Raw genomic sequence first — 17,400 nt, 5'->3', positions numbered from 1 at the left:
ATACGAGGATATTGCACGGACCCCTTTTGGAAGAATGACAACCTTGCTCCCTGATACTTTCGTTCACGGCCTGTTTGCGCTGGCACAGGTCACCCTCATTGATATCACGCTCGCGGGAGACAACGCTGTTGTCATCGGGATGGCGGTTCGTAGCCTTCAGGGGCGACAGAGGCGTCTGGCCATTCTGATCGGTACGGCGTTTGCGGCCGTCCTGCGAATTGGACTGGCACTGGTTGCAGCCCGTCTTCTGGCTATTGTGGGCCTGACGCTTGCAGGCGGCTGTCTGCTGCTCTGGGTCTGCTGGAAAATGTATCGGGAACTCCGGCACAGTGATACGGACGTGGAGGTTGACGCGCCTTCCCGTCTTGGGCCGGCCATTCTCAAGATTGTCATTGCCGATCTTTCCATGAGTCTGGACAATGTCCTTGCTGTCGCAGGTGCTGCTGTTGGTCATCCATGGATTCTCATGGGCGGTCTTGCGTTCTCTGTGTTGCTGATGGGCGTTGCCGCGTCGTTCATTGCCGGGCTTCTGGCCCGTTACAGCTGGATCGCATGGTGTGGTCTGTTTGTCGTTCTGGGTGTGGCGATTGAGCTCATCATCCGCGGCGGAGGAGAAATCTGGCATCATGTTGTGCTGCCGAACTGACCGACCACTTCTTCTGGCTGCTGCCCTGTTTCTCGGGGCGGCAGCTTCTTTGCCCTCTACACCCTCGGTTCAGGACCGATTGGCTCAGTGGCTCTCACTTGTTGCGCCTTCAGCCACAGACCGACCTGCGGACGACTATGCCGCTTTTCTTCTGGAGACGCCGGTCTGGCCGCAACGCGCCAAAATTCTGTGGCGATATCAGAATGCCCTTACGCATACATCTGATCCTGAAGCTTTAAACCGTCTCTGCCCGTCTCTTCCCCTGACACTCGTCTCGGCGTTCCTGAACTGTCAGGATCATCTCCCCAGTGCAGTGAATGCAGCGCACAGGCTTTGGGTCTCTGGCGCGGGAACCGCTCAGGAAGAAGGTGCTCTTCTGGCGCGATATGCCAGTGTCTTCAGTGCGGATGATCAATGGCAGCGTTATGCGACTCTTGAGGCCAAGGGTCAGCTTTCGGCGGCGGGACGTCAGATCCCTCGCCTGCCGCCCGAGCGTCAGGCTCTTGCACGCGCGAGACTCGCTGAACGATCCGTCTCCCCTGATGCCGACAGCGCATTTGAGGCTCTATCTCCTGCGGAGCGTGCAGATCCCATTTTAATCCGCTATCGCTTGCGGGCTCTCCGGCGCGGAGACCGCCTGGATGACGCTTTAGCGCTTTGGAATGATGCGGGTTCACGCCTGCAAGCTGCGGCCCCTTCTCATGAATGGTCCAGTGAAAGAGCAAGTCTGGCTCGCGCCCTGCTGCTCGCAGGTCGTGTGCAGGACGCTTATGCTCTGGCGCAGGACACAACACTGCCGCTCACCGAAATCGACCGTCAGGAAGCGCAAAATCTCTCGGGCTTTATTGCTCTTCGACTATTGAATATTCCCGACCAAGCAGAGGAATTTTTCAGGCCGCTCCAGCAGGCTTCCTCACTCGCGATGCAGGCTCGAGGCTGGTACTGGACTGCGCGTGCCCGACAGGCCGCAGGGCATTCAGGAGACGCGCAGAACGCATTTGAGCGTGCGACACGTTTTCCCACGACGTTCCATGGCCAGCTTGCTCAGGCGGCTCTTTCCGGGGAGCAGTCTTTTATTTTGGCGGGGGCGACGTCTCAGAAGTTCGATAGTGCGCTCCAGCAAAGCTTGCACTCTCTTCCATCGGTGGCATCAGGAGACTTGCAGCGACAGGATCTCGTCGAGGCGGCCACCGACCTGATGCAGTCAGGAGATCAGGAACACGCTAAAGACTTCCTCCTGCTTCTTCTGATCGCTAATCCGACGCCGCAAGGCCAGAAAGCTGTGGCAGACCTTGGCTCACGTCTTAATGTTCCTGCCGCCGAAGTCTTTGCCGCTCATGCCTTGTCACGAAAAGGCGTTGCCCTTTATCCGCAGGGTTTCCCTAATCCATGGCCGGAAGCATCGACTGTTCCAGATGGTTTGCTTCCAGCCGTCATCAGGCAGGAAAGCGGATTCGATTCTGCTGCCATCAGCGGGGCTCATGCCATAGGACTGCTTCAGATCTTACCCGGGGCCGCGACGGATGTTGTGAGGCGCGCCCATCTGGGGGGCATGAATGTCTCCGCAGCGGCACTCCTGGATCCTCAAACCAATCTGACCGTCGGGAATGCTTACGTATCCCAGTTGCTCGCGCGCTTTGATAACGTCATTCCCTATGCCTTGGCTGCTTATAATGCTGGGCCGCATCGGGTGGATCTGTGGCTCAAAGCAAATCCACCTGCCGATCCTTTATCTGAAGATGGCGTTCTCGATTGGATCGAGCGTCTCCCTTATCGGGAAACGCGAATGTACATCGAAAATATCGAAGCTAACATGATGGTTTATCGAGTGAGTGCTTCCAATGTCGGCAACTGATTTTCGATCACTTTGTGAACAAGTGCTCGCGCATCTGGCGGCAAGAAACCTTCGCCTTGTGACTGTGGAAAGTTGCACGGGCGGGATGATCTGCGCGGCCCTCACCGATATTGCAGGGTCGTCCAGCGTGATTGAAGGCGGCCTTGTGACCTATTCCAACGCCCTGAAAAGCAGCGCTGCTGGCGTTCCTGCAGACACTCTTGCTCGATACGGCGCAGTCAGTGAAGAGACGGCACGCGCCATGGCGGAGGGCGCATTGTGGCATGCTGCAGATGCGACAGTAGCGGTTTCTGTCACAGGAATAGCAGGACCAGACGGCGGAAGTGCCGAGAAACCTGTTGGAACTGTTTGCTTCGGGCTGTCTGTTTTTCCAGGAAAGGCAATTTCAGAGCGACATGTTTTTTCGGGAGATCGAGCTGCAGTCAGAAATGCTACGGTGAGACATGCTCTTGAAATGATCCTGAAGGCCTGAACAAAAAAAGCCCCCACCGATCTGGTGAGGGCCTTTATGGCAAACCGTGCCAACTGAGGAATTACTGACCGTCAGTCGGGGCCGTTGCTGGCATTGTTGATGCCGCTGGCGGTACGGTCGGGACCGGCGCAGTAGGAACAACCGCAGACGTCGGTGCCGTTGCAACCGGAAGCGGAGCTGCTGGAGCCTGTGCCTGAACTGGCGTCTGAGCCTGCTGGAGCGAGCGGGCGTTCAGAGCGTCTGTTGCAGACGCTTCATCAGACTTCTGCATGTGCGAAGCCGATTTTTTGCCATGGTGATGTCCATGGTGTTCGGCCATAGCCGGGGAAGCAGCAGCAATCAAAGCCGAGAAGGCAAATGCGCCGAAGGTAAATTTCTTCATTGCGTAATCCTTTCATGACACCATTCGGTGCTTGGGGCTCAAAACGCCACATGCGCCAAATGGTTCATGACGTATTACGAATTCTTTCCTGTGCTCAGGAAAGTCCCGGCTGCGGAGTACGGGTTTGTGGCGTCTGTACTCCATAGATATCACGAGCCCGCTTGATGAAGGCTGACACCATCAGACGAACGCCTTCATTGAAAACAACACCCATCGCATTCTGAAGCAGACGAGACCGAAACTCGAAGTCCACAAAGAAATCCACCAGACAGCCACGAGGGTCAGGTGTGAATGTCCAGACATTGTTCAGATACCGGAAAGGCCCTTTTTCATAGCGGACGCGGATACGCGAAGGGTATTCCAAAGTCACACGGCTGGTAAAGGTCTCACGGAACGGTCCGAACCCGATTGTCAGGTCAGCTACCAGTTCATGCTCCGTCTTGGATTTGATAGTCGCTTTGACGCACCATGGCAGAAACTGCGGATATCTCTCCACATCTGCGACCAGATCAAAAAGTTGCTCCGGCGTGTAGGCAATCAACCGTTGCTCGGCATGTGTCGGCATCAGGGACTTTCTTTCAGACGGCTGTTTCGCGCAGCCTGCAGCTTCGCGAAGTCACTGTCCGCATGATAGGAGGATCGTGTCAGAGGGCTTGCACTGACCTGGAGAAATCCTTTGGAACGGGCAGCCGCAGCATAGCCGTCAAATTCTTCCGGGGTAACAAACTTTTCGACCGATGCATGCTTTACGCTCGGCTGAAGGTACTGTCCCAACGTCAGAAAATCGACGTCAGCGACCCTGAAATCATCCATGACCTGCCATACTTCCATCTTCTCCTCACCAAGGCCTAGCATCAGGCCGGACTTGGTGAAAATGGATGGATCAAGCCTCTTCACACCGTCCAGCAGACGCAGGGACTGATAGTATCGCGCACCCGGACGAATAGTGGGATAGAGACGTGGCACAGTCTCGATATTGTGATTGAAAACGTCCGGTCTGGCTTCCACGACAACCTCAAGAGCGCCCGGCTTCCTCAGGAAGTCAGGAGTCAGGATTTCGATTGTTGTGCTTGCTGAAGCCGTCCGGATGGCTTTGATCACATTGGCAAAATGACGCGCCCCGCCATCCGCAAGATCATCACGGTCCACCGATGTAATCACAACGTGCTTGAGGCCGAGCTTTGCTACCGCGTCTGCCACCCTGCGAGGTTCGTCCTCGTCCAGCGCCTTGGGCAGGCCGGTTGTGACGTTGCAGAACGCGCAGGCGCGCGTGCAGATCTCTCCCATGATCATCATGGTGGCATGACGCTGAGACCAGCACTCCCCAATATTCGGGCAAGCAGCCTCTTCGCAAACCGTAACCAGATTCGCTTCCCGCATCAGAGCTCGTGTCTCGTGATAGACGGGATGATTGGGCGCCTTGACCCTGATCCAGGACGGCTTGCGCTGGATCGGGTTATCGGGGCGATGCGCCTTCTCCGGATGACGGGGAGAAGGCGCTGACCGATGATCAATGGTGATGCGCTGGGACATGATGCTCAGATATGGAGCGGGCCATCGAAGGCCGCCAGAGTCGCTTCATGCATCGTCTCAGAGATTGTCGGATGCGGGAAAACCGTTTCGATCAGCTCTGCTTCCGTCAGCTCACTGGTCCGGGCAATAACATAACCTTGGATCATTTCCGTGACTTCGGCACCGATCATATGAGCACCAAGAAGCTCTCCGGTGGTTGCGTCAAACACGGTTTTGACCATGCCTTCCGTCTCACCCATCGCTACGGCCTTGCCATTTGCCATGAACGGGAAACGACCGACGCGGACCTTGTGACCAGCGGCTATAGCCTTCTCTTCGCTCAGACCTACCGAAGCAATCTGGGGACGAGAGTAGGTGCAGCCCGGAATGTTCAGTGCATGCAAAGGCTGCGGCGAACGACCGGCAATCTTCTCGACGCAGAGAATACCTTCATGGCTTGCTTTGTGAGCTAGCCACGGAGCGCCTGCAACGTCACCGATCGCATAGATGCCCGGCTCTGCCGTGCGGCAGAAGCCGTCGGTGATGATATGAGTGCGATCGACCTGGACTTTGGTGCCTTCCAGTCCAAGATCTTCAACGTTCCCGACAATGCCGACAGCGCAGATTACGCGATCCACAGTCAGATCAATCGTGCCAGACGCACTTTCAATCGTGGTAGAGACCTCGTTTTCGCCCTTCTGCAGCGCTCCAACCTTTGCGCCGGTGATGATTTTCATCCCCTGCTTCTCAAAGGCCTTGCGGGCAGCGGCGCTGATTTCCGGATCTTCGGCAATCAGAATGCGATCCGCAACTTCCGCAATTGTGACTTCGCTACCCATGTTGCGGTAGAAAGATGCGAACTCGATGCCAATAGCGCCAGAGCCAATGACCAGAAGACGCTTTGGAAGCGCAGCAGGGGTCATGGCTTCACGCGCACCCCAGATCAACTTTCCGTCCGTCTCAAGGCCTGGAAGCTGACGACCCCGCGCCCCTGTTGCCAGGATCACGTTGGGCGACTTGATGACTGCGACTTCAGCGCCGTCTTTGGTGATGGAAACCTTATGTGCTTCCCCTGCCCGTCCAGCCAGTTTTGCACGACCGTCAAAGGTCGTGACCTTGGCCTTCTTCAGCAGGTGAGCAATTCCGCCACCCATACGGCGTGCAATGCCGCGGGACCGGGCCACAATCTTCGGAAGATCAAAAGAAACATTTTCGGCGGAGAAGCCGAACGTGTTCAGATCATGTAGAAGATGATGAATTTCCGAAGAGCGCAGGAGCGCCTTGGTGGGAATGCAGCCCCAGTTGAGGCAGACACCACCAAAATGTGTGCTCTCCACGATGGCAACGCTCATGCCAAGCTGACTGGCTCGGAGTGCTGCAACGTAACCGCCAGGACCGCCACCAACAACGATCAGATCGAAAGTATCGGACATGGATCAGACCACCAGAGTGTAAGGGTTCTGTACGATGTCGCGCAGGGCGTTCAGCCACTGTGCGCCAAGCGCGCCATCAACGGCACGATGATCAACAGAAAGTGTCGCCGTCATGACGGTTGCAATTGCAAGCTGGTCTCCACGAACCACGGCACGTTTCTCGCCTGACGCAATAGCCAGGATACCAGCCTGCGGCGGATTAATGATCGCGGCGAAATCGCGGATGCCGAACATCCCCATGTTGGAGATCGAGAACGTCCCGCCTTGGAATTCTTCCGGCTTCAGCTTGCCTGCGCGGGCACGCTTGGCCAGATCCTTGGCTTCACGACTGATTTCGCGCAGGGACTTCTGGTCCGCATTCCGAATAATTGGGGTGATAAGGCCATCTGGAATGGAAACAGCCATCGAGATGTCCACATTATCGAAATGCAGCGTCTCTGAGTCTGTAAACTGGACGTTCAGACCCTGCACCTTCTTGAGTGCCAGCCCTACGGCCTTGATCATCATGTCGTTTACAGAGAGCTTGAAGCTATTGTCTTCAGCCGTCGCGTTCAGTTTGGCACGAAGCGCAAGCAGAGCATCAAGCTCAATGTCCACAGATACATAGAAATGCGGCACCTGCGTTTTTGATTCCGTCAGGCGTCGCGCAATGACTTTACGCATCGTGGAATTCGGAACGCGCGTTACGGAACCCTCACGAGCAACAGGTGCTGCGGGGGTAGCTTTCGGCGCGGTTGTAGCCGGCTTGCCGCCCTTCTCCACATCGCGCTTTAGAATACGACCGTTTGGTCCCGTTCCGTTGAGCGACGTTAGAGCAATTCCACGCTCTTTCGCCATACGCTTTGCAAGCGGAGAAACAAAAATACGCTCAGAACTCTCTGCCGTAACTGCTGCCTTGGTGACTGGCGCAGGTGCATTTACGGAAGCAGCAGGCGCATCAACCGGAGCTACTGAAGCGGGTGCCTGTGCTGAAGATGCTGCTGGAACATCTTCGCCTTCTTCGACAAGAATGGCGATAGGTGTGTTAACAGCGACACCTTCCGCGCCTTCCTGAACAAGGATACGGCCGAGAATTCCTTCATCTACCGCTTCAACTTCCATCGTGGCCTTGTCGGTCTCGATTTCAGCGATCACGTCTCCGGCAGAGACCGTATCGCCTTCGTTTTTAAGCCAGCGGGCCAGCTTGCCCTCAGTCATTGTCGGCGACAGGGCCGGCATCAGAATATCGATTGCCATTGTCGGTCAGTCCCCGAACTGCTTGCGGACCGCTTCCACAACCCACTCGGGTTTCGGAAGTGCCAGTTTTTCAAGATTGGACGCGTAGGGCAGCGGCAGGTCAAGCCCGCAGACGCGCGCCGGAGGTGCATCAAGCCAGTCAAAAGCCTGCTCAACGGCGACCGTGCAGATTTCTGCGCCGATACCCGCAACAGGCCAGCCCTCTTCAACGGAAACAATCCGGCTCGTCTTCTTGACGCTCTTGATGATCGTTTCAGTATCAAGGGGCCGCAGCGTACGAAGGTTGATGACTTCGGCTTCAATGCCCGCTTCTGCCAGCTTTGCAGCGGCATCGAGCGCAACGCCAACCATGATGGAGAACGCAACCAGGGTCACGTCTTTACCTTCACGCTCGATCTTGGCTTTCCCGATCGGCAGGATGAAGTCTTCATCCGTAGGGCATGGGAATTTCTGGCCGTACAGGATCTCGTTTTCAAGCACGACAACCGGGTTCGGATCCCGAATAGCCGCGCGCAGAAGACCCTTCGCATCCGCGGCAGACCACGGAGCAACGACCTTCAGGCCAGGAATATGAGCATACCAGCTTGCAAAGCACTGGGAGTGCTGAGCGCCGACGCGTGCCGCGGCACCATTCGGGCCACGGAAGACAATCGGGCAGCCCATCTGTCCACCGGACATATAAAGCGTCTTGGCGGCAGAATTAATAATATGATCAATAGCTTGCAGCGAGAAGTTCATTGTCATGAACTCAACGATAGGCTTCAGGCCCGTCAGAGCCGCGCCGACCGCCATGCCAGTAAAGCCGTGCTCGGTGATTGGCATGTCGATCACACGCTTCTCGCCAAACTCGTCAAGCAGACCCTGGCTGATCTTGTAAGCGCCCTGATACTGGGCAACTTCCTCACCCATCAGGAAGACGTCTTCATCACGGCGCAACTCTGCAGCCATCGCGTCCCGAAGAGCTTCGCGAACCGTAATGTTTTTCGTTTCGCCCCAGTCTTTCTCGTTGTCAGCCTGCTTGATGGCCGGAGCTTCGACAATGGCAGGTGCAGACGGAGTTTCGACAGCAACTGATGCGTCAACAGCTGGATCGGCTGAACGCGTCACGTTTTCGGCGGCGGCTACGTCTTCGCCATCCTCAAGAAGGACAGCAATAGGCGTATTGACGGCAACGCTCTCGCTGCCTTCGGGCACGAGAACCTTACCGAACACACCATCATCAACGGCTTCGACTTCCATCGTGGCCTTGTCGGTTTCAATCTCGGCGATCACATCGCCAGACTTCACGGCATCGCCAGGCTGACGAAGCCAGCGTGCAATTGTACCTTCGGTCATAGTCGGCGAAAGGGCCGGCATCAGAATCAGAGATGCCATGGAAATCAGGCCTCCACCAGAATGTCAGTCCAGAGTTCGGACGGATCCGGCTCAGGACAGGTCTGTGCAAATTCAACAGCGTCCGCCACGACGGCTTTCACTTCGGTTTCAATGTCCTTGAAGATGCTTTCTTCGATGCCGTTGCGCAGCATTTCAGCCTTCAGGGTTTCAATCGGATCACGTGTCCGACGCATTTCTTCAACTTCAGCACGGTCACGGTATTTGGCCGGATCAGACATGGAGTGCCCGCGGTAACGGTAGGTTTCCATTTCCAGCAGGAAAGGTCCCTTCCCAGAGCGGCAGTGTTCCATGGCTTCCTGCGCAGCCTGGTGGACGGCAAAAATGTCCATACCGTCGACCTTGCGGCTCGCGATGCCCCAAGGCTCGGCATTGCGAGAAAGGTCTTTGGAGGCAGAGGCACGCTCAATGGACGTGCCCATGCCGTACCTGTTGTTCTCGATGACGTAGATGCAGGGAAGTTTGTGCAACGCTGCGAGATTGAAACTCTCGTAGACCTGTCCCTGAGCTGATGCGCCTTCGCCAAAATAGACGATGGAGACTTCGTCCGTGCCCCGATACATGTTGGCAAAGGCCAAGCCCGTGCCTAGAGCCACCTGCGCACCGACGATGCCATGGCCGCCATAGAATTCTTTTTCGCGGGAGAACATGTGCATGGAGCCACCCTTGCCGCGTGAATAGCCACCTGCACGTCCGGTGAGCTCTGCCATCACGCCGCGGGGTGTCATGCCTGCCACGAGCATCTGGCCATGGTCACGGTATGAGGTGATGGACTTATCACCCTGCTTCATGTTTAGACCGATGCCGGCCACAACCGCTTCTTGCCCGATGTAAAGATGGCAGAAGCCGCCAATCAGGCCCATTCCGTAAAGCTGGCCAGCTTTTTCCTCAAAACGTCGGATAAGAAGCATGTCCTTGTAGGCTTGCTTCATTGTTTCCGGCGAAAGGGCCGGACCATTGCTCCGGTATGAAGCGGACGTTGTCTCGCCCATGGCAGGTCTCCTGCAAATGCACAAATCTGGGGAAGCTCTTACCGTCACTCGACCCGGAAGGCCAGAGTGGCCCCAGTTACATCTCCGAAAGGAAAAGCAGGAGGGCGTGAGCTCAATGCGGAATGACAAGGCTGAGAGGGGAAGATCGCCCTCTCAGCGAGAAGAATTAGACGAAACCTAAAAGACGGCGCGCAGCCTGGCCTGGATCTTCTTCACGAAGAAGGCTTTCTCCGACAAGCACGGCACTCGCGCCGACTTCCCCGACTTTCAATAGATCATCCTGGGTTTTAATGCCGCTCTCAGACACAACCAGACGATCAGGTGGGACCATAGGGGCCAGATCAAGCGTTGTCTGAATGTCTGTCTTCAGAGTGCGGAGGTTTCGGTTGTTGATGCCGATCAAAGACGTGTCGAGCGCCAGGGCCCGGTTCAGTTCGTCAGCATCATGCACTTCAACCAGCACATCCATGTCCAGGCCACGTGCAATTCCAATAAGTTCCGATGCCTGCGTTTCTGTCAGGGCGGCCATAATCAGAAGGATGCAATCCGCTCCAATCAGGCGACTCTCGTGGACCTGCCAGGGATCAAGAATGAAGTCCTTGCGCAGGATTGGAAGGCTGCAGGCCTCGCGAACGGCACGGATATCATCTGTGCTGCCGTGGAAACACGATCCCTCCGTCAGAACAGACAGGCACGTTGCGCCAGCAGCCTGATAAGACAGCGCAATTTCGACCGGATTGAAATTCGGGCGGAGTACACCAGCAGATGGAGATGCCTTCTTGATTTCCGCGATCAGCCCAACCTGTCGGTCTGCTGTCAGATGCTGAAGAGCTTGACCGAAGCCTCGTGTCGGCGCCGTGACTTCACGCGCGCGCAGCGTGATCTCCTTGAGAGACATGATCTGTGAACGCTGTTCTACATCCACCCGTGTGCGGGCGCAGATGCGAGCAAGAACGTCGCTGCGATCGGTTGTCTCGACGGCGGGATCCTTGATGGGCGGCGTGGTCGTCTCCGGAACTTCCGGGTCAGGAAACTGCTCTACCCCTTCAGGTGCATAGGTCATCGCGGGTCGCTGATGCATGAAGGTCATGATAGTCCTGCGTTTGTTTTTATAAGGGTGGAATTTGTCATGGCCGCTCTGTCCAGAGCTGCGCGCGCGGAGCCACCGTCGATGGCACTCGCTGCCAGAGCTACATTGTTACGAAAAGCCTGCGCGTCAATTGTGCCGTTCTGCACGACGCTACCTCGGCCTGCCACATGCAGGGCAGCGGCAGCATTCAGAAGTACAGTATCACGATACGGGCCGGGAGTGCCATTGAGGAGTGTGCGCAGTGCGACGGCGTTCTCTTCAGCGTTTCCGCCGCGAACGGCAGAGATCGGCGTTTTCACCATTCCCGCCATTTCTGGTTCGAATGAAAGGGAGAGAACTTTCGTATTCTCCAGACAGACAATCTGAGCTGGGCCTGCCAGCGTCAGTTCATCGCTGCCGCCCTCATCTGTGGTTCCGTGAAGAGCCCAGACATGCGTGCTGCCAAGATTGGCCAAAGTCCGAACGACAGGTTCGCACCACCGGGGATCAAAAACACCGATAAGCTGGCGATGAACCTGCGCAGGATTGCACAGGGGGCCAAGCAGATTGAAGAGAGTTCTGAAGCCAAGAGCTTTCCGGATCGGTGCGGCATGACGCATCGCGGGATGATGAAAAGGTGCGGCCAGAAAGGCCAGATTGTTTTCACGTAGCCGATGGGACTGAAGCGTCAGGTCATCGGTCGGGGGGATGCCCAAAACTTCCAGTACATCCGTGGCGCCGGAGCGGGATGAAAGTGCCCGGTTGCCATGTTTGGCCACAGGAACGCCGAGGCCTGCCAGAACGAATGCAACCGCAGTGGAGACATTGAGCGTCCCTAGCCCGTCTCCGCCCGTTCCGCAGACATCCAGGGTGTTATCAGGCACGTCAGGCAAGGTCGTCATATATCGTCGGACGGCTTGAACTGCGCCTGTGAGCTCCGCCTCTGTTTCACCGCGAACTTTGAGAGCTGTCAGGAATGCGGCGAGTAAAGGAGCGTCTACAGAGCCGGCCATGATGGCGGAAAATGCGGCATCAGCTTCGTGGGATGCCAGAGATTTGCCATCAGCAACCTTGCGAAGCACGGCTGCAAAATCTGTCTTTCCTGTCATGCCGCTTCAGTAGCTTTGTGCTGAATACCGGCGATGGTCAGAAAATTAGAAAGAAGTTCACGGCCTGCAACCGATGCGATGCTTTCAGGGTGAAACTGTACACCGTGAATGTCATAGTCCCGGTGGCGAATGCCCATGATCACGCCATCTTCCGTAGAAGCGTTGACGATCAGTTCGGGAGGAATGGTCGCGGGATCGAGCGTCAGGCTATGATAGCGCACGACATTTACGGGGTTCGGTAAGCCTGCAAAAACGCCCGTCCCGTCATGATTTACAGGGCTGATCTTTCCATGCATCGGCACTGGCGCCCGAACGACAGTGGCGCCGAAAACCTGACCGATGGCCTGATGTCCAAGGCATACGCCAAAGACGGGAAACTTTCCGGCCGCGGCTCGGATCAGCTCACAGCAGATCCCCGCACCGTCTGGTGCACAAGGACCTGGCGAAATCACAATGGCAGACGGATTGAGCGCAAGTGCTTCGTCCACGCTCAGCGCGTCATTTCGTCTCACATCACATTCAACACCCAGCGCCCCCAGATGGTGGACGATGTTGAAGGTGAAGCTGTCGTAGTTGTCGATGAGCAGGATCATGGCAACAGGATGGCCTTCACGTTTCGTTACGTCAAATGCAACATTGTTTCAGGATTTTGCTGCGTTGGAGACGGCAACTTCGGCCGCCCTGAAAAGAGCCCTCGCCTTGACCTGTGTTTCACGAAATTCGGAGTTGGGATCGCTGTCCGCGACCACACCGCAGCCGGCCTGAACGTACATCTGGCCGTTTTTGAGAACGGCCATACGGAGCCCGATGCAGGTATCCATTTCTCCGTCTGCTCCGAAATATCCGACGCATCCTGAGTATGGCCCCCGACGGGTTGGTTCCAGCTCATCGATGATCTGCATGGCGCGGATTTTTGGCGCTCCGGTCAGGGTTCCTGCCGGGAATGCCGCGACGAGGGCATCCATAGCCGTTTTGCCTGCTTTGATCTGCCCTGTGACGGTTGAAGAGATGTGCATCACATGGCTGTAGCGTTCGATCACGAACTGATCCGGAACTTCGACTGTGCCAAGTTCGGAAACACGTCCGACATCATTGCGCCCCAGATCAATGAGCATCAGATGTTCAGCCAGCTCTTTTTTGTCGGCGAGCAGCTCTCTCTCGAGTGCCAGATCATGCTCCCGATCCGTTCCACGAGGACGTGTCCCGGCTAGCGGACGAACCGTGACTTCCCCTTCCCTCAAACGAACAAGAATCTCGGGGGAAGATCCGACCAGCGCGTAATCTTCCAGCTCCATCAGGAACAGGAACGGCGCCGGATTGACGCGGCGCAGGCTGCGATAGAGGGCAAGCGGTGAAAGTGGGAACGGTGTCGTAAATCGCTGGCTCGGGACAATCTGGAAGGCATCTCCAGCCGCGATGTAATCCTGTGCCTTGCGGACGTTCGCTTCAAACTGCTCCTGCGTCATATTGCAGGACGGCGGTGCTAACTCACTTCCTGCTGGAAGTGTCTCGCTGGCATTTTCAAGCGGGGCAGCCAGTGCTTCACGCGCACGATCCAGAAGTGCATGGCCTTCTGCTTCCGTCATTGAGCCACGGATAGGCACTGCCAGGGTCAGCTCATCACGCACGGAATCAAAGACCGCGAAGAGCTGCGGACGGATCATGATCCCTTCCGGCAGGTCCAGATCGTTGACGGGAGCATTTGGCAGAAATTCCATCTGCCGCACCATATCGTATCCCAGAACGCCGAAGACACCGCCGATCATGGGAGGCATATCGACCGGCAGCGTCATCTGGCTCTGGTCGATAATGTCCTTCAGGGTCTCCAGCGGGTTCCCCTCTAAGGGCGTCCCGTCCAGAACCGCTTCACCGTTACGGCACTTCCAGACCAGATCAGGCAGAAGTGCGATCACGGAATAGCGACCACGTGCGGCTCCCCCCTCCACACTCTCCAGAAGCATCCGATAAGGGTCATCAGAGAGGCGTGACAACCGGAGGTAGGCTGAGACGGGCGTTAGAAGGTCTGCGGCTTCAATGCTGTGAACGATGCTCATCACTGCGCTCCGCCTGCGTTCCCCGGTGACGTGGACGCCACGACCTGATTGAAGAGGTTGGTGTTCAGGTGCGACACCGGCACTGTTTTTTCAAGACTGGCGTTCAGGGCAGCAGGGATATCGGCCTGAAGAGCCTGAACGTACTGGGCTGACAGCTCCTTTTGCATAGAAGCAGCATCTGCTTCTGCACCCGGCTTCTGTCCTGTTACGTTGACGATCCAGAACGCATCCGGCCCTTCATACATTCCTGTTGTGCCGACCTTCAGGCCGAATGCTGCACGAAGAACATTCTGAGGAAGAGACTGGTCCGGGTGCATACGTGAAATTGTCACATTCTTGCGAAGGCTGGACGCTTCAGCCTGACCGTCGAGTGCCTTTGCCAGTGTGCTTTTCTTGGCTTCCGTGAACAGGGTCGTGGTGCGTGTATCAGCGGCATGACGCTGCTGCTCGGCCGTCCAGGCCTGAACGATCTGATCCCGCACATCAGCGAACGGGCGGCGCGTTCCAGGATGGACTTCGTCTACCACTACGGCGAAGACAGAGCCATCCGGGCCGTTTACAACAACTGGCTGGGCATCTTTCTTCTGAGAGAAGATATGCTGAACGATGGACTGGCGCAGGCCTGCGTCGCCCGGGATTGGTGCCGGGGTTCCGTCCTGCATCAAGCCATGGGAATCAAGTGAGCCAGCTGCTGGCACCGCACCAAGGTTGGATGGAATTTTCTCAAGCGTTGTGGAGCCTGCAATCGCGTCCTGAAACTGCTTCAGGCGCGCCTGAAGTGCTTCGGGAGCTTCCTGCTTCTGGACCTGATCGCGCAGTTCAGGCTTAGCCTGCTCGAAAGTAGTCTGATGAGGGGCGACGACATCCGTGATGTTGAATACGACCCAGCCTGCTGCCGTTTTCGTCGGACCGCTGATCTGATTAGCGGGCGCTCCAAAAGCTGCCTTGGCGAGTTCGGGGTTTGGGATGTCGCTCTCGCGGACGTGCGGAAGAGCGACAGCCGCTGCATCCGGATAGGCCTTCTGGATCGCGTCCCACGCATTGGTGTTGCGCCATGCCGTAGCCGCAGCATTGGCTTTGCTTTCGTCCTGGAACGTCAGAACCTGAAGCGTGCGTGTTTCCGGCATGTTGTACGTGCGGGACTGAAAATCATACAGCTTGTGTAGAACGTCATCCGGCACTTCAATTGTCTTGGCGACGCTGTCCGCCGTCATTACGACCATCTTGGCATGACGATATTCCGTGGTGCGGAAATCCTGCGGATGATTGTCGTAATAGCGATGAAGCTGCTCGTCGGTTGGGGACGCTGACACTGCTGTTGAGGTGAACGGAACGCGCAGAACATCCATGACGCGCTGATCTGCATCGAAGGCGAACAGACGGTTCAGAAGGGATGTTGGTGCCTGAACGGAAGCGCCCATACCCTGAAGCAGGGCACGGGAAATAATGTCCTCGCGAATCATCTGGATCAGGCGTTTTTCGGTAATGCCAATGCGGGCCAGTCGGTCATTCAGCATGCTGCGATCAAACTGACCTGCTGCATTGTGAAAAGCCGGGATTGCGAAAATTTCTTTCCGGATCAACTCATCTGGCACAACCATGCCAGCACGCTCGCCTGCAAGCTGTACCTCGTTCTGGATCACGAGATTGTGAAGAGCCTGACGTGCAATCTGCTGCTTCGTGCCGTCCGGCAAATGCGATGGATCAGACAGTCCCATCTGCTGGGCTGCTGCCGGTAGCTGTGCGGAGAGTGCCCGCGCAAGGTCATCCGGCGTGATCGTTCTGTTCCCGATCGTGACGATCGTATTGGAGCTGCTCGTCCCCATATTGGAATAGACGTCTCCTACACCCCACCCGATGAAGGCCAGGAAAATCAGGATTGCGGCGGCACGGCCGGCCCAGGAGTCAACAAGGAGGTGGCGTAGGGTGGTAATCATAGGGTCAGGACGGATCCGGATGGCGGGATGGTGCGGACGGGTAAGGCCCGCTAGAACTTGCCGCACCATAATGTCGTGAGCCGCGCTTGACCAGAAGCGGACAGGCCACCCCCAGGAGGAAGCATGAATGTAACGCCGAAACTCGTCATCGGGAACTGGAAGATGAATGGCTTGCGGGAGGCGTCACTGCAACTTGCAACAGCTGTGGCCGAAGGTGCGCGTTCGCTGCCTGACGATGTAAGGATGGTCATTTGCCCACCCTTCACGCAACTGGACCGTGTGGCTGAGGCACTTGAGGGCGCAGGAGCATCCATAATGCTGGGAGCGCAGGACTGTCATACTGCGGTTTCCGGGGCTCATACAGGTGATATTTCGGCTGAAATGCTCGCCGATACTGGCGCGCGTTACGTTCTCCTGGGGCATTCAGAACGTCGGCAGGCCCATGGTGAAAACGACGCCCTGATCAGGCAAAAGGTGCAGGCGGCAGAAGCTGCCGGGCTGATTCCTGTTGTCTGTATCGGGGAAACGATGGCCGAGCGGCAGGATGGTCGTGCGGCAACAGTTCTGGCCAGCCAGATTGACGGTTCTTTGACCGATAATTTTAATGGCGTGCTGGCGTATGAGCCGGTCTGGGCAATTGGAAGTGGCGTCACTCCATCCCGGGAAGAGCTTGAACGGACGCTGCTTTTGTTGCGTGGTCTGTTGCAGTCCCGTCTCAAGATGGATGACATTCGCGTGCCAATCCTGTATGGCGGCTCCGTAACACCGGCCCAGGCGCCGACTATTCTTTCCATCGGGGTGCTTGGCGGAGTGCTGGTTGGTAGTGCCAGCCTGGAGGCCAGAAGCTTCCTGCGCATTGCCGAAGCGGCATCGCTCCGTCTCTCATCCCAACCATTGTCCGGACCCTATCGTTCATGACCACTTTTCTGCTTGTCATCAATCTGCTGGTCACACTGGCCCTGATCGGTACGATCCTGATCCAGCGCAGTGAAGGCGGCGGCCTCGGCATCGGTAGCAGCCAGGGCATGGGCTCCTTCATGACGGGCCGCGGCACGGCAACGCTGCTGACGCGTGCGACATCTGTGCTTGCTGGCGTTTTCATGCTGCTCTGCCTCGTTCTGGCCCTTCTGAACCGCGGTGCTTCCTCGGGTGTCGGTGGCCATGATATCCTTGCAGATCCGCCTGCCCCGGCTGCTGCAACGACGGCTCCTGCTGCGCCTGCAACCCCTGCTGCTCCGGCTCCTGCCGAGACGCCTGCTCACTAACTGAATCGGGAAGCATCTCGACGCTTCCCCTCGCCCCCACCTTCGG

General features: G+C 56.8%; 17 protein-coding genes. 5 read left to right on the top strand and 12 right to left on the bottom strand.

Annotation, left to right across the window (positions count from 1 at the left end):
• The first annotated feature begins 34 nt into the window (after positions 1–34).
• The 3 genes from KP707_RS06980 to KP707_RS06970 are packed head-to-tail and all read left to right on the top strand — an operon-like array spanning position 35 to position 2,973.
• Positions 35–646 carry a YjbE family putative metal transport protein gene (locus tag KP707_RS06980; protein ID WP_064272890.1) on the top strand — a complete coding sequence of 204 codons (612 nt, stop codon included), beginning with the start codon at positions 35–37 and terminating at the stop codon, positions 644–646.
• Positions 627–2,501 (top strand): lytic transglycosylase domain-containing protein, encoded by a 1,875-nt coding sequence (locus KP707_RS06975; protein ID WP_211502595.1) that lies wholly within the window; start codon positions 627–629, stop codon positions 2,499–2,501. The genes KP707_RS06980 and KP707_RS06975 overlap by 20 nt, the downstream gene beginning before the upstream one ends.
• Positions 2,488–2,973, top strand: a complete 486-nt coding sequence (locus KP707_RS06970) for a CinA family protein (RefSeq protein WP_211502594.1) — start codon at positions 2,488–2,490, stop codon at positions 2,971–2,973. The genes KP707_RS06975 and KP707_RS06970 overlap by 14 nt, the downstream gene beginning before the upstream one ends.
• Positions 2,974–3,034: 61 nt before the next feature.
• On the opposite strand, the gene KP707_RS06965 is transcribed toward KP707_RS06970, so the two are convergent.
• From KP707_RS06965 to KP707_RS06910, 12 genes are all read right to left on the bottom strand, one after another.
• Positions 3,035–3,355 carry a hypothetical protein gene (locus KP707_RS06965; protein ID WP_046901649.1) on the bottom strand — a complete coding sequence of 107 codons (321 nt, stop codon included), beginning with the start codon at positions 3,353–3,355 and terminating at the stop codon, positions 3,035–3,037.
• 94 nt (positions 3,356–3,449) lie between these two features.
• Positions 3,450–3,920 (bottom strand): type II toxin-antitoxin system RatA family toxin, encoded by a 471-nt coding sequence (locus KP707_RS06960; RefSeq protein WP_211502593.1) that lies wholly within the window; start codon positions 3,918–3,920, stop codon positions 3,450–3,452.
• On the bottom strand, positions 3,920–4,888 hold the full coding sequence (gene lipA / locus KP707_RS06955) for a lipoyl synthase (RefSeq protein ID WP_211502592.1): 969 nt from the start codon (positions 4,886–4,888) through the stop codon (positions 3,920–3,922). Before lipA ends, KP707_RS06960 begins: the two co-directional genes overlap by 1 nt.
• A 5-nt stretch (positions 4,889–4,893) precedes the next feature.
• Entirely contained in the window at positions 4,894–6,300 is a 1,407-nt protein-coding gene (gene lpdA / locus KP707_RS06950) for a dihydrolipoyl dehydrogenase (protein WP_211502591.1), read from the bottom strand.
• Positions 6,301–6,303: 3 nt separating this feature from the next.
• Entirely contained in the window at positions 6,304–7,536 is a 1,233-nt protein-coding gene (locus KP707_RS06945) for a pyruvate dehydrogenase complex dihydrolipoamide acetyltransferase (protein ID WP_211502590.1), read from the bottom strand.
• A gap of 6 nt (positions 7,537–7,542) precedes the next feature.
• The gene (locus KP707_RS06940) at positions 7,543–8,910 is read right to left on the bottom strand and encodes a pyruvate dehydrogenase complex E1 component subunit beta (protein ID WP_211502589.1); all 1,368 of its coding nucleotides are present in this window, start codon (positions 8,908–8,910) and stop codon (positions 7,543–7,545) included.
• A gap of 5 nt (positions 8,911–8,915) precedes the next feature.
• The gene (gene pdhA, locus KP707_RS06935) at positions 8,916–9,920 is read right to left on the bottom strand and encodes a pyruvate dehydrogenase (acetyl-transferring) E1 component subunit alpha (RefSeq protein ID WP_086633189.1); all 1,005 of its coding nucleotides are present in this window, start codon (positions 9,918–9,920) and stop codon (positions 8,916–8,918) included.
• Between the two features lie 166 nt (positions 9,921–10,086).
• Positions 10,087–11,010 carry an indole-3-glycerol phosphate synthase TrpC gene (gene trpC / locus KP707_RS06930; RefSeq protein WP_046901656.1) on the bottom strand — a complete coding sequence of 308 codons (924 nt, stop codon included), beginning with the start codon at positions 11,008–11,010 and terminating at the stop codon, positions 10,087–10,089.
• Entirely contained in the window at positions 11,007–12,098 is a 1,092-nt protein-coding gene (trpD, locus tag KP707_RS06925; protein ID WP_215751648.1) for an anthranilate phosphoribosyltransferase, read from the bottom strand. Before trpD ends, trpC begins: the two co-directional genes overlap by 4 nt.
• The gene (locus tag KP707_RS06920; protein WP_203549023.1) at positions 12,095–12,691 is read right to left on the bottom strand and encodes an aminodeoxychorismate/anthranilate synthase component II; all 597 of its coding nucleotides are present in this window, start codon (positions 12,689–12,691) and stop codon (positions 12,095–12,097) included. The genes trpD and KP707_RS06920 overlap by 4 nt, the downstream gene beginning before the upstream one ends.
• 48 nt (positions 12,692–12,739) lie before the next feature.
• Entirely contained in the window at positions 12,740–14,152 is a 1,413-nt protein-coding gene (gene trpE / locus KP707_RS06915) for an anthranilate synthase component I (protein ID WP_099212644.1), read from the bottom strand.
• Positions 14,152–16,089, bottom strand: coding sequence for a peptidylprolyl isomerase (locus KP707_RS06910; RefSeq protein ID WP_215751654.1), 1,938 nt, complete (start codon positions 16,087–16,089; stop codon positions 14,152–14,154). Before KP707_RS06910 ends, trpE begins: the two co-directional genes overlap by 1 nt.
• Before the next feature lie 123 nt (positions 16,090–16,212).
• On the opposite strand from KP707_RS06910, the gene tpiA reads away from it, so the two are divergent.
• Both tpiA and secG read left to right on the top strand, forming a co-directional pair.
• Entirely contained in the window at positions 16,213–17,007 is a 795-nt protein-coding gene (tpiA, locus tag KP707_RS06905; RefSeq protein WP_211504188.1) for a triose-phosphate isomerase, read from the top strand.
• Positions 17,004–17,354 carry a preprotein translocase subunit SecG gene (gene secG / locus KP707_RS06900; protein ID WP_061510564.1) on the top strand — a complete coding sequence of 117 codons (351 nt, stop codon included), beginning with the start codon at positions 17,004–17,006 and terminating at the stop codon, positions 17,352–17,354. The genes tpiA and secG overlap by 4 nt, the downstream gene beginning before the upstream one ends.
• The last annotated feature ends 46 nt before the right edge of the window (positions 17,355–17,400 follow it).

The sequence above is a fragment of the Gluconobacter sp. P5E10 genome (assembly GCF_018812145.1).
In the GTDB taxonomy this organism is placed as follows: domain Bacteria; phylum Pseudomonadota; class Alphaproteobacteria; order Acetobacterales; family Acetobacteraceae; genus Gluconobacter; species Gluconobacter cerinus.
This window is presented reverse-complemented; position numbering and strand designations above follow the sequence as displayed.

What these genes read in the sequence shown, in the direction of transcription:
- KP707_RS06980 (WP_064272890.1), top strand. Translation starts at nt 35, where the DNA reads ATGACAACCTTGCTCCCTGATACTTTCGTTCACGGCCTGTTTGCGCTG.
- KP707_RS06975 (WP_211502595.1), top strand. Translation starts at nt 627, where the DNA reads ATGTTGTGCTGCCGAACTGACCGACCACTTCTTCTGGCTGCTGCCCTG.
- KP707_RS06970 (WP_211502594.1), top strand. Translation starts at nt 2,488, where the DNA reads ATGTCGGCAACTGATTTTCGATCACTTTGTGAACAAGTGCTCGCGCAT.
- KP707_RS06965 (WP_046901649.1), bottom strand. Translation starts at nt 3,355, where the DNA reads ATGAAGAAATTTACCTTCGGCGCATTTGCCTTCTCGGCTTTGATTGCT.
- KP707_RS06960 (WP_211502593.1), bottom strand. Translation starts at nt 3,920, where the DNA reads ATGCCGACACATGCCGAGCAACGGTTGATTGCCTACACGCCGGAGCAA.
- lipA (WP_211502592.1), bottom strand. Translation starts at nt 4,888, where the DNA reads ATGTCCCAGCGCATCACCATTGATCATCGGTCAGCGCCTTCTCCCCGT.
- lpdA (WP_211502591.1), bottom strand. Translation starts at nt 6,300, where the DNA reads ATGTCCGATACTTTCGATCTGATCGTTGTTGGTGGCGGTCCTGGCGGT.
- KP707_RS06945 (WP_211502590.1), bottom strand. Translation starts at nt 7,536, where the DNA reads ATGGCAATCGATATTCTGATGCCGGCCCTGTCGCCGACAATGACTGAG.
- KP707_RS06940 (WP_211502589.1), bottom strand. Translation starts at nt 8,910, where the DNA reads ATGGCATCTCTGATTCTGATGCCGGCCCTTTCGCCGACTATGACCGAA.
- pdhA (WP_086633189.1), bottom strand. Translation starts at nt 9,920, where the DNA reads ATGGGCGAGACAACGTCCGCTTCATACCGGAGCAATGGTCCGGCCCTT.
- trpC (WP_046901656.1), bottom strand. Translation starts at nt 11,010, where the DNA reads ATGACCTTCATGCATCAGCGACCCGCGATGACCTATGCACCTGAAGGG.
- trpD (WP_215751648.1), bottom strand. Translation starts at nt 12,098, where the DNA reads ATGACAGGAAAGACAGATTTTGCAGCCGTGCTTCGCAAGGTTGCTGAT.
- KP707_RS06920 (WP_203549023.1), bottom strand. Translation starts at nt 12,691, where the DNA reads ATGATCCTGCTCATCGACAACTACGACAGCTTCACCTTCAACATCGTC.
- trpE (WP_099212644.1), bottom strand. Translation starts at nt 14,152, where the DNA reads ATGAGCATCGTTCACAGCATTGAAGCCGCAGACCTTCTAACGCCCGTC.
- KP707_RS06910 (WP_215751654.1), bottom strand. Translation starts at nt 16,089, where the DNA reads ATGATTACCACCCTACGCCACCTCCTTGTTGACTCCTGGGCCGGCCGT.
- tpiA (WP_211504188.1), top strand. Translation starts at nt 16,213, where the DNA reads ATGAATGTAACGCCGAAACTCGTCATCGGGAACTGGAAGATGAATGGC.
- secG (WP_061510564.1), top strand. Translation starts at nt 17,004, where the DNA reads ATGACCACTTTTCTGCTTGTCATCAATCTGCTGGTCACACTGGCCCTG.